The 13,507-nt window shown below is 45.8% G+C and carries 12 protein-coding genes; all 12 read left to right on the top strand.

Annotated features, from left to right (window positions below; genetic code table 11):
* The first annotated feature begins 26 nt into the window (after positions 1-26).
* On the top strand, positions 27-2,207 hold the full coding sequence (locus tag ACQKMP_RS28230; protein ID WP_042194390.1) for a RelA/SpoT family protein: 2,181 nt from the start codon (positions 27-29) through the stop codon (positions 2,205-2,207).
* Between the two features lie 21 nt (positions 2,208-2,228).
* A complete protein-coding gene (dtd, locus tag ACQKMP_RS28225) occupies positions 2,229-2,672 on the top strand; it encodes a D-aminoacyl-tRNA deacylase (RefSeq protein ID WP_076284841.1) in 444 nt (147 codons plus the stop codon).
* Positions 2,673-2,834: 162 nt separating this feature from the next.
* Positions 2,835-2,990: a hypothetical protein gene (locus tag ACQKMP_RS28220; RefSeq protein ID WP_179085778.1), complete on the top strand. Its 156-nt coding sequence runs from the start codon at positions 2,835-2,837 to the stop codon at positions 2,988-2,990.
* A 148-nt stretch (positions 2,991-3,138) separates the two neighbouring features.
* Positions 3,139-3,648 carry a type 1 glutamine amidotransferase domain-containing protein gene (locus tag ACQKMP_RS28215; protein WP_076284837.1) on the top strand — a complete coding sequence of 170 codons (510 nt, stop codon included), beginning with the start codon at positions 3,139-3,141 and terminating at the stop codon, positions 3,646-3,648.
* Between the two features lie 44 nt (positions 3,649-3,692).
* On the top strand, positions 3,693-4,142 hold the full coding sequence (locus ACQKMP_RS28210) for a hypothetical protein (RefSeq protein WP_076284836.1): 450 nt from the start codon (positions 3,693-3,695) through the stop codon (positions 4,140-4,142).
* Between the two features lie 366 nt (positions 4,143-4,508).
* The gene (locus ACQKMP_RS28205; protein ID WP_256716317.1) at positions 4,509-4,634 is read left to right on the top strand and encodes a hypothetical protein; all 126 of its coding nucleotides are present in this window, start codon (positions 4,509-4,511) and stop codon (positions 4,632-4,634) included.
* 197 nt (positions 4,635-4,831) lie between these two features.
* Positions 4,832-6,085 (top strand): histidine--tRNA ligase, encoded by a 1,254-nt coding sequence (hisS, locus tag ACQKMP_RS28200; RefSeq protein WP_042191091.1) that lies wholly within the window; start codon positions 4,832-4,834, stop codon positions 6,083-6,085.
* An 81-nt stretch (positions 6,086-6,166) separates the two neighbouring features.
* Positions 6,167-7,945 carry an aspartate--tRNA ligase gene (gene aspS / locus ACQKMP_RS28195; RefSeq protein WP_042191089.1) on the top strand — a complete coding sequence of 593 codons (1,779 nt, stop codon included), beginning with the start codon at positions 6,167-6,169 and terminating at the stop codon, positions 7,943-7,945.
* Positions 7,946-8,011: 66 nt separating this feature from the next.
* A complete protein-coding gene (locus ACQKMP_RS28190; protein WP_042191088.1) occupies positions 8,012-8,767 on the top strand; it encodes a tRNA threonylcarbamoyladenosine dehydratase in 756 nt (251 codons plus the stop codon).
* Positions 8,768-9,005: 238 nt separating this feature from the next.
* Complete coding sequence (locus tag ACQKMP_RS28185; protein WP_042191085.1) at positions 9,006-10,304, top strand: NCS2 family permease; 1,299 nt, start codon at positions 9,006-9,008, stop codon at positions 10,302-10,304.
* Positions 10,305-10,434: 130 nt separating this feature from the next.
* A complete protein-coding gene (locus ACQKMP_RS28180; RefSeq protein ID WP_427472189.1) occupies positions 10,435-12,618 on the top strand; it encodes a HelD family protein in 2,184 nt (727 codons plus the stop codon).
* Between the two features lie 395 nt (positions 12,619-13,013).
* A complete protein-coding gene (locus ACQKMP_RS28175; RefSeq protein WP_042191081.1) occupies positions 13,014-13,295 on the top strand; it encodes a CD3324 family protein in 282 nt (93 codons plus the stop codon).
* The last annotated feature ends 212 nt before the right edge of the window (positions 13,296-13,507 follow it).

The raw sequence follows: 13,507 nt of genomic DNA, 5'->3' as shown, positions 1-13,507 counted from the left end.
ATAGAAAGGAAACGGATACGACGAGAATGGGCATAGAGCGATTAATTGATAAGGCTGGCGCCTATATAAAAGATAAAGATCTTCTCCGCATCCGGGAAGCTTATGAATTTGCCGATCAGGCTCATCACGGGCAGATCCGCAAGTCGGGGGAGCCATACATTCTGCATCCGCTGGCGGTGGCAGATATTGTCGTCAATATGCAAATGGATGTTATATCTATTGTTGCGGCGCTTTTGCATGATGTTGTGGAAGATACGACGGTCTCATTGGAACAAATCCGCGCGAAATTTGGCGATACCTGCGCGATGCTTGTCGATGGCTTAACTAAGCTGGAACGCATCCGTTTTCGCTCAAAGGAAGAGCAGCAGAACGAGAATTACCGTAAGATGTTTATTGCGATGGCGCAGGATATCCGGGTCATCGTTATCAAACTAGCGGATCGCCTGCATAATATGCGTACGTTAAAGTATCAATCTGAAGAGAGCCAGCGACGTATTTCTTATGAAACGCTGGAGATTTTCTGTCCTGTAGCTGATCGTTTGGGGATTTCCGCGATTAAGTGGGAGATGGAGGATATTGCGCTTCGTTACTTGAATCCGCAGCAGTATTATCGCATTGCTAATCTAGTGCATAAGAAGCGGGCTGAACGTGAGCAATTTATCGACAGCGTAATTGGCCGTATTCGTGCCAAGCTGGATGAAATGGGCATTGAAGGTGATCTTTCAGGTCGTCCGAAGCATATCTACAGTGTCTATAACAAAATGAGTACGAAAAACAAACAGTTTAATGAGATCTATGACCTGCTGGCCATCCGTATCATTGTGGATAATATCAAGGATTGTTATGCAACCCTCGGAATTATTCATACCCTTTGGAAGCCAATGCCAGGTCGATTTAAAGATTATATAGCTATGCCCAAAGCCAATATGTACCAATCTTTGCATACTACAGTGGTAGGTCCTGGCGGAGAGCCAACCGAAGTGCAAATTCGCACTTGGGAAATGCATCGCACGGCTGAATTCGGGATAGCAGCACACTGGGCATACAAAGAAGGAACCAGCAATAATGTGAATCCTGAGAATCGGATGCCTTTTTTTCGCGAAATATTGGAGCTTCAGCATGAGGCCAAGGATGCCGAAGAGTTCGTAAAATCACTCAAAATGGACTTTTTCTCGGATCTTGTGTTCGTGTTTACGCCTAAAGGTGAGGTTATTGAGCTTCCTGCGGGCTCTGTACCACTTGATTTTGCATTCCGTATTCATACGGAAGTGGGTAATCGTACGATTGGTTCTAAGGTGAACGGGCGGATCGTACCGTTGGATCACAAGTTGAAGACGGGCGATATTGTAGAGATACTGACATCGAAGCATTCGTACGGACCAAGCCGCGACTGGCTCAAGATTGCTCAATCCTCACATGCGCGAAGCAAAATTAAGCAATGGTTCAAAAAAGAAAAACGTGAGGAAAATGTCGAAAAAGGTCGCGAAGCGATTGAACGTGAGCTGAAGCGTCTGAATGTCGAGGTTTCTGAATGGATTTCTGATGATAAGCTTTTAGAAGCAGCGAAGAAATTTGCTTTTAACGATGTTGAGGATATGCTATCTGCCGTTGGATTTGGTGGGATTACCGCTTCGCAGATTGCTTCCCGTTTGACGGAAAAGCTGCGCAAAGAGCAGGAAGAAGCTGCTAATCATTTAGAGCTTACTTCAGAGATGAAGGAGATCAAGTCTTCCGGCGAAAAACGTAATCAACCGACCAATGGTGTTAGTGTAAAGGGAATTGAAAATTTACTTGTCCGTTTTGCACGATGTTGTAATCCGGTACCGGGTGACGACATTGTAGGGTATGTTACACGGGGCCGGGGTGTATCTGTACATCGCCAGGATTGTCCTAACATTCCGAGTGAAGGTGACGGAGAAGAAGCAGCAAGGGTGATTGAAGTGGAATGGGAAGGTACGATGGAAGCAAACTACAGTGTGGATATTGAGATTACAGGTCATGATCGTAATGGACTGCTCAATGAAGTGCTGCAGGCAGTTTCCGAGAGTAAAACGAACATTTCTGCAGTCACTGGGCGCTCTGACAAGAATAAAATGGCAATGATTCATATGACCATTCTCATTCGTAACACGGAACATCTGCAATCCGTTGTAGATAAAGTGAAACGAGTCAAGGATGTATATACAGTGAATCGGATCATGCAATAGGGCAAGGAGCGGAGTAGTACGATGAGAGTTGTAGTACAGCGTTGTAAGGACGCCAAAGTAACCGTGGATAAGGCAGTGACCGGAGAAATTGGCAAAGGCTTAATGCTGCTAGTTGGCGTTACGCATGAGGATACAGAAAAGGATGCCAAATATTTGGCGGATAAAATAGCAGGACTGCGAATTTTTGAAGATGATGCTGGTAAAATGAACTACAGTGTCACAGAGACTGAGGGAGCAATTCTTTCAGTATCCCAGTTTACTTTATACGGGGATTGTCGTAAGGGGAGACGGCCGAATTTCATGGGAGCAGCAGCTCCCGCGGAGGCTGAGCGACTTTATGATTACTTTAACCAAGAGCTTAGAGCTGGCGGCCTTCAAGTGGAGACGGGTGTATTTGGAGCGATGATGGATGTGTCGCTGACCAATTGGGGCCCGGTTACTCTCATTTTAGATAGCCGCAGTTAATGAAAAAAAAGATGTCGAAAATTGCTTCTAGCGGAGCTAACTTTCGACATCTTTTTTTTATTGTGGATGAGCAGTGAGTAAGATACTTGTGCGGATAGAGCCTCTTGGAGCTGGATAAACTAAAGGTAGACAGTTATCCCGCACGATGCAAGGAGCTTAGTAATGAGACATTCACAGAAGGCATGGGTATGGAGAAGTATCCCGGCACTAGCGACAGGGAGTCCTGTAGAAGCCTATGCATTAGCCAAAAAGACGGAAGATGAAATTGAATCTCAAGTGATCAAAGGAAGAAGCCGTAATCTCTTACCGCGTACCTGAAATGGGTGGTGGAGGCGGCTTTTTGATGCGGTTAACCGGGGATATTTTCTGATTAGAGGTTAGAAATCATTGTGAGAAGGGTAATAGACGACAAGAAAGATAAATAAGTACCTATTCATTTGCACAAGCAGAGAGGAGAACTTATCACATGAGTAATGTTGCATTTTTACTAGCTAATGATTTTGAAGATTCTGAGATGAAGGTCCCTTACGATGAAGTTATAAAGGCAGGACATCAAGCTGACATTATTGGTTTAAAGAAGGGTGAGACCTTACTAGGCAAAAAGAAGGAAGTCTCCTACGCAGCCGATAAAGCCATAGCTGACGTTCAAGCAGGTAATTATGACGCGATAGTAATTCCTGGAGGTTCTTCCCCAGAAAATTTACGGCAAAATGCAGATATTTTGAAGTTTGTGAAAGAAGCAAACGAAGCTGGTAAGCCTATCGCTTCTATTTGCCACGGACCCCAAATTCTGATCAGTGCAGACTTGCTTAAAGGACGTACCATCACCTGTTATCCTCCGTTGAAAGATGATGTTGTGAACGCTGGTGCGGAGTTTAAAGATGAAGAAGTGGTAGTTGATCGTAATTACATTACTTCGCGTACCCCGAAAGATGAGCCTGCCTTCGTTCGTGAAATATTGAAGGTCCTGCAATAGCAATTTATAACACTGAGTCTTATAATCTAAAGGAGGTAATGGTAATGACCAGAAAAATCCAAGCATATTTTAGAACGGAAAATGAAGCAGAAGGTGCTAAAATAGCATTGATTAGTTACAAGGTAGATGGCTTGGAGGTATGGCCACTCACGGACCCTATTGGGGAAGATCGTAGAATTCTGTTTCCGATAGCCCCGTTTAGTAATACGACGTTAGCCGCAGGTACAGTGGGGACGCTTGGAACGGGTAGCACTCCGGCAGCTGGAGCTATGTTGGCCCCTGGTGTTGCCGCCTCCGAAACGCGTGATGAGCCTGAGACCCATTATAGCGTGGATGAAGACCAGGTTAGTGCGGATGTAGCAGATGGAGAGCTCGAAGATGGGGATTTAAGTAAACTTCGTTATGTGATGGACCTAAGTGTTGCAGAAGAGAATTATAATGAGGTTGTGGAAACCCTTCGGGGCAAAGGAGCATTTGTAGAGCAATTCGATTAACAACAATCTATTAAAATAAACCGCTTTCATGAATGTAATATAATCGTAATATTACATACATGTTTCCTTAATATAGCGTGTTTATAATAAAGGCATGACCCCCTTTTTAATAATATATGATGATGGACCTGCAGCATTTGGCTGCAGGTCATTTTTTTTGTAACGGTTGAAGTTAAAGGTCAAAAGTTGAAAGTTGTCGAATTTTTTATTCATCTTCGCATTTCCTGCCTTGACTTTAGCGCAGTAGTTCAGTAGAATTTAAAAATATACGATTTTATCATATGGTTTTGATGACGGGAACAAGTAATTCGAGGACCCACAACTCCAGAGAGGAATCCCCTGTAGATTCAGATGATATTCAGTACAATGGATGATCTATCGTTTCTGCTTGGCTGCAAGGATTCTGTTGATGAGCGAATGAATGACCTCCCCGAGAACGTACGGCGAAAGTGGGCAATGTATATTGCCGCTATCAGTAGCCGTTATGCGTAGGCGGGCGTTAACCGCTTTGAGCGGATTCAGAATGGTTCTGATCCGGAATGTGGGTGGTACCACGGGTGTATTATTGGTTATGATAATCCCTCGTCCCTGTTTTTTATAAACAGGGCGGGGGATTTTTTGTTTTGTTTAGCATGATGAAGTGATGAAGAGAGCAGATTTAGAGGGGTATTTTTTAGGAGGGATAGACTGTGGCTAAAGAAAGATTTGAGAAACCTACAGGAACGCAGGATGTGCTTCCGGGAGCTGTGGAGAAATGGCAGTATATTGAGGGGAAGGCTAGAGATTTATGCCGTCGTTTCAATTACCGTGAAATCCGTACACCGATGTTCGAGTATACGGGGTTATTCGAGCGTGGAGTAGGCGAAACAACGGATATTGTAGAAGGCGAGATGTACACGTTCAAGGATAAAGGCGATCGTGATCTGGCGCTGCGTCCAGAAGGAACGGCTGGTGTCGTTAGAGCTTATGTTCAGAACAAGCTTTACGGTGAACCTGATGTAAGTAAGCTGTATTATATCGGACCTATGTTCCGTTATGAGCGTCCACAGGCAGGTAGATATCGTCAATTCCATCAGTTTGGTATTGAGGCTTTTGGAGCTGTGGATCCGGCTATTGATGCGGAAGTAGTCTCCTTAGGCTATCAATTCTATAAGGATCTTGGCCTTAAGGATGTAAGAGTGGAAATCAATTCTGTCGGTAACGCACCTAGCCGTGCAGCTTATCGGGAGAAGCTATTGGGTTTCTTAAGACCAATGAAGGATACCCTTTGCAGTGACTGTCAGCGTCGTATTGAGCGTAATCCGCTTCGCGTGCTGGATTGTAAGGTAGATCAAGATAAATTTACAGATGCGCCTTCCATTTTGGATAGTCTGGACGAAGAGTGCACGACTCATTTTGAAAAGGTGAAGATGCACCTTGATATCATGGGTGTGGAATTCACCATTAACCCTCGACTTGTAAGAGGACTGGATTATTACACGCATACAGCGTTTGAATATAAAGCAGCAGGTATTGGTTCGATTGATACCGTGGGCGGCGGAGGCCGTTACAACGGTTTGGTTGAAGAAATTGGTGGACCGGATCAACCGGGTATTGGTTTTGGGATTGGACTTGAACGAATTCTCCTCATTTTGGAGGATCAGAAGGTAGAGCTGGAGACGGCGAAGCCACTGGATGTGTACTTCGTAGCTCTCGGTGAGGAAGCTGATATCGAAATCTCTAAGCAGCTATATATTCTGCGCAGCCAAGGGTTCTCAGCAGAACGTGACTACCTGGGCCGGAAAATGAAGGCACAGATGAAATCCGCAGACCGTATGTCGGCACGTTATACTGCGATTCTTGGCGAAGATGAGCTGAAGAATGGTGTAATTACCGTGAAGTCGATGAATACAGGGGAGCAACGCACCGTGAAGCTGGATGAGCTGGGTCAGGCACTGGTTTAGACCATCTGACTAACGTCTTATGGTGACTGTATAGAGAAAGATTAAAAATGTATTTTTAACCATGAAGGGGAATGATAAATTATGCAAAGAAGTCATCAGTGTGGACAATTAACACCAGAACATATTGGACAGACGGTAACCTTGAACGGATGGGTGCAGACTCGCCGTGACCTTGGGGGCGTATTATTTATTGATCTGCGTGACAGAAGCGGTATTGTACAAGTTGTATTTAACCCAGACTACTCTGGCGAAGCCTTACAAATTGCTGATAAGGTTCGTAGTGAATACGTCCTGGCTGTTAAAGGTAAAGTTGTTAAACGTGATGAGGAAACCATTAACCGCAACCTGCCAACAGGTGAAATTGAAGTGCAAATTACGGACATTGAAGTGCTGAACGCAGCTAAGACACCTCCGTTCTTCATCGAAGATGGTGTGGAAGTAGACGAGTCACTGCGTCTCAAATATCGCTATTTGGATCTTCGTCGTCCAGAGATGCAAAGAACCTTGCTGCTTCGCTCGAAAGCTTCTAAGATCTTCCGCGATTTCCTTGACAGTGAAGGGTTCATCGACGTAGAAACACCGATCCTAACTAAGAGCTCACCGGAAGGCGCGCGTGATTATCTGGTACCAAGCCGTGTGCATGAAGGCGAATTCTTCGCATTGCCGCAATCTCCACAAATCTACAAGCAATTGTTGATGGTCGGCGGCGTTGAGCGCTATTACCAAATTGCTCGTTGTTTCCGTGATGAAGATTTGCGTGCTGACCGTCAGCCTGAATTCACTCAAGTCGACATTGAGACTTCATTCCTGTCACAAGATGAATTGCTTGGTATGATGGAGAAGCTGATGCAGCGTCTGTTCAAGGAAACTGTAGGAGCAGATATTGAGCTTCCGTTCCAACGGTTGACTTATGCTGATGCTATGGGCAAATACGGTTCTGACAAACCTGATCTCCGTTTTGGATTAGAGCTTGTAGAAATGAACGATATTGTTGCTACTAGCGGTGTTAAGGTATTCGCTTCTGTAATCGAAAAAGGCGGCGAAGTGAAATGTCTAAATGCTAAAGGCTGTGGCACTTGGACTCGTAAAGAAATCGATGACCTTGGACCTTATGCTGCTCGCTATGGCGCGAAAGGCTTGGCATGGATTCAAGTGAAAGACGGCGAATTCAAAGGGCCGATTGTGAAATTCTTCTCCGAAGAAGAAATTGCGGCTGTGAAGGAACGTACAGGCGCTGAAGAAGGCGACCTTCTCCTCTTCTCCGCTGATAATAAAAAGGTTGTAGCAGACGTTCTAGGCGCCCTTCGTGTTAAAATTGGACGTCAGCTCGGTCTGATTGACGATAACGTGTTCAAGTTCGCTTGGGTTACAGACTTCCCACTCCTTGGATATGACGAAGATCAGAAACGTTATGTAGCAGAACACCATCCGTTCACTCGTCCACGTGAAGAGGATCTGCATCTATTTGACACAGATCCAGGTGCGATCCGTGCACAAGCTTATGACATCGTTCTGAACGGTTATGAAGTAGGCGGAGGCTCCATGCGGATTTACAAACGCGAAGTACAGGAGAAAATGTTCGAAGCCCTTGGATTTACGAAAGAGGTTGCTTATGAGAAGTTCGGCTACCTGATGGATGCGTTCGAATATGGTACACCTCCACACGGTGGTATCGCTTTCGGTTTAGATCGTCTAGTTATGCTGCTGTCCGGTCGTACAAATCTGCGTGAAACCATCGCATTCCCGAAAACGGCAAGTGCAACAGATCTACTTATGGATGCACCTTCGCCAGTTGATGGTTCACAATTGGAGCAGTTGCACATTAAGCTGGCACTTAAACCGAAGAAAGAAAAAGAATAATTAACTAATCGAAGCGGGCGAGGCAGATTTCTGCTTCGCCAAAGCTTTTGAAGGAGGCTGAACCTCATGCTACATCAGTTCTCACGCACGGAACTGGCGATCGGACCGGAAGGTCTGGAAATAATGAAGAACAGCACGGTAGCGGTGCTTGGCATCGGCGGTGTTGGCGGTATAGCAGTTGAGGCTTTGGCGCGTACCGGCATCGGCAGACTGATTCTGATAGATAAGGACACTGTAGACATCACCAATGTAAACCGCCAGATTCATGCACTCACAACTACGGTTGGGCAGAAGAAGGCTGAACTGATGGTAGACCGTGTGAAGCTGATCAATCCGGAATGCGAAGCGATTGCGCTCAACATGTTCTATACGGAAGAAACCTATGAGGAATTGTTCAAATTAAAACCTGATTATGTACTTGATGCTTCGGATACGATTATTTATAAGGTTCACATAATCAAAGAATGTCTGTCCCGTGGAATTCCAATGATCTCAAGCATGGGCGCTGCCAACAAAATGGATCCTACAAGATTCCAGGTAGCGGACATTTCCAAGACAACTTATGACCCTATTGCGCGTGTCATTCGTCAGAAGCTGCGTAAGGAAGGAATTAAGAAAGGCGTGAAAGTGGTTTTCTCTACGGAGCCGCCAATGAAGCCACGTCAGGATGTTACGGATAAGATCGTTCCGGAGAATGCGCCGGATCGACGTAAAGCGAAACAACCACCAGCTAGTAACGCCTTCGTTCCGCCGGTAGCAGGCCTGATCATGGTCAGTGTTGCCGTGCGTGATTTGCTTGAGGCTGGAGGCGTCAGCGTGTAAGTGAATCGCTGAGCTGAAGCTGTTTCAATTATAGCGATAGTAGTAGTAAAATGGACCAAAAGGGCGACCAGCTGAAATCCAGTTGCGTACGCCCTTTTGTTGTGGTTAACAGGCGGGTCTGCAAGATGCAGACCACAAATAGGCATAATAATTGAACCGGGATGAACCGTTGATTATAAGCCTTATTATCCGGGTAATATCCGCCTGCGGAACTTAATATCAGTGGAGGTTTTTGTACATGAAATCAAATTTTTGGCGAAATAGTGTAGGGCTTGCACCTGAGAATGACTGGAAACGGGAGTGGGCTGCAGGGATCCTTTCGTATTTTGCTTCGGTATACATTGTAATGGTGAATGCGACCATACTTCATGACGCGGGTATGCCGCTTAGACCAGCAATGGTGGCTACACTATTGACTGCCATTACAGGCTGTCTACTGATGGCCTTCGGTGGGAAGACACCAATCATCGTGGTACCAGGGATGGGGATAAACGCATTTTTCACATACACACTTGTACATTCAATGAATTTAGGTTGGAGAGAGGCACTTACTGTAGTTGTAATAACCGGTGTGTTATTCGCTATCGTGGCCTTCACATCGCTTTATCGTATTCTAAGTGAGGCGATTCCTCAAAACCTACAGCATGCCATTACAGTCGGGATAGGGCTTTTTCTGACCTTTATAGGACTGCAAAAAAGCGGGATTGTGATTGCGCATCAGACCACGTTTGTTGCTATAGGACATTTTAGCGATCCAGCAGTTATCACTTCCTGTGTAACCTTGTTACTCGCTTTAGTACTGTTTATCCGCGGGACCAACGGTGGTTTGCTTATCAGTATGCTGGTTGGTACAGGTCTAGCCTACTTGCTGGGAGCGGCTCACGCGCCTGAGAAGCAGGCATCCGGTCATGTATTTACGGGTTATGAAAGCTTATTTCTGGGAATGGACTGGAGCGGCATAGTGAGCCTTGTGTTCTGGATTGCTGTTTTCTTACTGCTCTTAATTGTTGTATTTGAAAATATTGGGCTAGTCGCCTCACAGACTATGATGGCAGGGCGTCCTGAGCGCTTCAAGAGTAGCTTACGAGCACTCTCTATTGCCAATATCGCTGCAGGTCTCTTCGGAAGCAGTCCTGTAGTAGCCGCTGCGGAATCTAATGCAGGTATTGCTGCAGGTGGACGTTCGGGACTGACCTCACTCGTGGCAGGACTGCTGTTCGGGGCGACATTCCTGTTCCTCCCTCTGCTCTCCTACATTCCAGACAGTGCTATCGCTCCGATCTTGATTGTAATCGGTGGGCTTATGGTACAGAATGTACGTGAAATGGACTTGGGAGATTTAACAGAGCTCTTTCCTTCTTTCCTAATCATGGTCATGATTCCATTCACCTATAGCATCGTAGATGGTATGGCTTTTGGATTTATTACTTATCCGATCGTGAAGCTTGCGGTGGGCAAAGGCAAGGAAGTACCTCCTGCGCTGTATGGGATTGCCGGCTTATTTGTAGCTAACTTTATTTTGCAAGCTGTGCTGTAGTCATATGTTCGCTTGAAAGATTTGGTATTTTAGTGCTGATTATGCTACAATGGGTATCCTTTTTGCGTGAGAAGAGGGAATGAGGAGAATGAAAATTTAAGCTCGATAAACTTTTAGGAGGTAACTGAAATTGGAAGACAACTTTCAAAGTGCCTATCAAGAGGAAGAAGACAGGCTGAATCAAGCGCTTACTGAGATTGACACCTTACTGGAGAAACTTAACCAGACTCCGGTGTACACGGGACACGATTATACGGAACAGGTGTTAGAAGCGAACCGTGATCAGAAGCGCAAAGATCTTGCCAAGCTTCGGCAGGAGCCTTATTTCGGACGGCTTGATTTTCAGGGCAATGATGAGAAGCAGCGGAAGGCACTCTATATAGGCAAAATCGGCGTAGACCGCGAGCAGGTAAGCGACCGTCCGCTAGTCATCGACTGGCGCGCACCGGTAGCAAGCCTGTTCTATTCGTTTACCGGTGGTACGGAGCCTGCCTCCTATGAAGCTCCTGAGGGGCTGATAGAAGGACTGGTATACCTCAAGCGCAACGTGGTGATCCGGAAGCAGATTCTGGAGCGGGTCGCAGATACGTACAACCGGGAGAGTGACGCACCTGTGGTGTCAGATGAGTTTCTCGTCTATCGCCTGGGTGAGAACAAAGATAATCGTCTCCGCGATATCGTATCGACCATTCAGGAGGAACAGGACAAGATTATCCGTGCCGCCAAAAATACAGTATTGATCATACAGGGCGTAGCGGGAAGTGGTAAAACTACAGTTGCACTACACCGTTTAGCCTTTCTGCTGTATCAATACAAAGATCAGGTCTCTGCAGAAAAAATGATTATTTTTGCACCGAACCGAATGTTTCTGGATTATATTTCGGATGTACTGCCTGAACTTGGTGTAGGAAATATTGCCCAGAGCACCTTCCCGGATTGGGCTGCAAATGTACTAGGTCTGGAGCTTCCAGAGCAAGATGCTACGGAGACGATGAACCGTTGGTTCGAAACTCCGGGCGGCATGCCTGTGATTACAGAAGAGACACCTGGACGCTTCAAGGGTTCTACGGTGTTGATGGGAATAATAGAGTCCAGCATCAAGCTATTGGAAAGCAGCTCGGTACCTGAGGGTGATTTTATCCCATGGGAAGGTGCTGTACTGCGCCGCTCCATGATCTTGCGCTGGCATAATGAGGAGTACGCCCCTTATCCGCCAGCGAAGCGTAAGGAACGTGTAATGGCACGGATACATCGCTGGATTGAGATGGAGCTGAAGAAAAGTCCGTCAGCTGCAGCTATGAAGGATCGCAAGAAAAAAGGTGCTGCACGAGAAAAAGCATACAGTGCAAAATGGCCTAAGTATGATCCGCTGACGATCTACAAGCAAATCTTTCGTGCGGCTAAAGTCCCGGAAGATTGGCCGGTGGATCCACCTGAGAATATTCCAGCAGCTGTGCTGAAGGAAACGGCAAAAGAGCTGAAAAAAGGGATTATACGTGAAGAGGATTTACCACCTCTGTTATATATTTATTATCTTTTGAATGGGAACGAAGGCGGCGCTCGTTTTGATCATGTGGTGATCGATGAAGCCCAGGATTTCTCCCCCTTCCAAATTGCCGTACTGGATTTATACGTGCGTGGACATTCCTTTACCATTCTAGGCGATCTGTCGCAGGGTATACACGCTTATAAAGGCGTACACGCATGGGAAGAGATGCAGACCTTATTTGCCCCTGAGAACACGGCTTACCATGCGTTGACACGCAGCTATCGTTCAACCATGGAAATTATAGACTTCGCTAATGGAATTCTATCCTCGGGAGTAGAAAGTTCGTTGTTGGCTGTTCCTGTCTTTCGTAGTGGTGACCCTGTTCGGATGATCGCCTACGGAGAAATAGTCGGAGAACGGGAAGCTGAAGGAAATGCTCGTTTGAGCACTATACAATCGGCACTGAAGTCCCTGTCTGGAAGGGAATATCGTACGGTGGCTGTGCTGACACGTAGTCTACGTGAAGCCACAGAGCTGTACGCTGAACTAGAGCAGCATTTTGAAGATATTCATCTGATCGACGGTAGTATGACTCAATATCAGGGTGGATTATCGGTACTACCTGTGTATTTATCTAAAGGTTTGGAATTTGATGCGGTCATCTTAGCAGATGCCGATCAAGACCATTACGGAGCGACAGCATGGGATGCGAAGCTGATGTATGTAGGTTGTACACGAGCGCTTCACGAGCTGTGGTTACTCCATAATGGGGAAATGCCTTCCTATGTGCAAACGGCGGTTGAAAGCGATTCTGAGGGGAACTAAGACTGGTGGAGAACAGTTATAACTGTTTTTGAACTTGTAACTCCCCTACGGGTATGGCTTAATAATAAGTGTCCGGCCGGGCAAGAACACTTCTGGAAGGAGGCTGAGTGAAATGATTTCAGTATACGAGGTGGTTTCCGTCTAAGACGGAAACCCGCTTAAAGCGAGGAGGCCGTAAGGCCTCCTTATTTCAAAACATGAGATATATGTACCGATTATTCATTAGGATTACGAAATGTGAATTAGAATGTAGACGCTACCAAGAGGTTTTTATATAATGAAATTACGGATTTTTCCAAATATGAGGAGAAGAAAGGAGGCAGGTGACGTGGAAATTACTTTATCAGTAGTTGACGGACGCATAGGAACACACCTGTTGAAGGAGGAAATGCAAGTTGAGTTATGTAAATGGGAAGGATGTGCTCCCCCCTGGCTTGCTCAAAGAGCTTCAGGGATACATCCAAGGTGAACTGCTCTACATCCCGAAGAAAACGGAAGAGCGGGTTAGATGGGGCGAGAACAGCGGTTCGAGGAAAGAGATAGCAAACCGCAATGAGGAAATTTTCAGTTGTCATCGAAAAGGCGATTCCGTAGCAGAGCTTCAGAAGAAGTATCATCTGTCGGAAGAGAGCATTCGAAAAATCATATCAAAAATGCGGCTGGCAATAAATTGCTAGCGTACAGTTCAAGCATAAACGCCTTTGGCGTCCCTATAAGGACGGTAAGCGTTTATGTGAGAAATAATAAGGATAAAGTATAGCGTGGAACCTATACTTTCGTATATTTTGAAAAAAGAGCATGGCTCCCGCCTTTCTAAGACGAGATCATGCTCTTTTTATTTTTTTTGTGAAAAATAAGTCTATGGTATGATAATGGGAGATGTACATTG

The sequence above is a fragment of the Paenibacillus sp. NPDC101420 genome (assembly GCF_050277435.1).
Taxonomy (GTDB): Bacteria; Bacillota; Bacilli; order Paenibacillales; family Paenibacillaceae; genus Paenibacillus_AQ.
This window is presented reverse-complemented; position numbering and strand designations above follow the sequence as displayed.

Coding starts and splice junctions, on each gene's coding strand:
- dtd (WP_076284841.1), top strand. CDS start 2,229: ATGAGAGTTGTAGTACAGCGTTGTAAGGACGCCAAAGTAACCGTGGAT.
- aspS (WP_042191089.1), top strand. CDS start 6,167: ATGCAAAGAAGTCATCAGTGTGGACAATTAACACCAGAACATATTGGA.
- ACQKMP_RS28185 (WP_042191085.1), top strand. CDS start 9,006: ATGAAATCAAATTTTTGGCGAAATAGTGTAGGGCTTGCACCTGAGAAT.
- ACQKMP_RS28205 (WP_256716317.1), top strand. CDS start 4,509: ATGGATGATCTATCGTTTCTGCTTGGCTGCAAGGATTCTGTTGATGAG.
- ACQKMP_RS28190 (WP_042191088.1), top strand. CDS start 8,012: ATGCTACATCAGTTCTCACGCACGGAACTGGCGATCGGACCGGAAGGT.
- ACQKMP_RS28230 (WP_042194390.1), top strand. CDS start 27: ATGGGCATAGAGCGATTAATTGATAAGGCTGGCGCCTATATAAAAGAT.
- ACQKMP_RS28215 (WP_076284837.1), top strand. CDS start 3,139: ATGAGTAATGTTGCATTTTTACTAGCTAATGATTTTGAAGATTCTGAG.
- ACQKMP_RS28210 (WP_076284836.1), top strand. CDS start 3,693: ATGACCAGAAAAATCCAAGCATATTTTAGAACGGAAAATGAAGCAGAA.
- ACQKMP_RS28220 (WP_179085778.1), top strand. CDS start 2,835: ATGAGACATTCACAGAAGGCATGGGTATGGAGAAGTATCCCGGCACTA.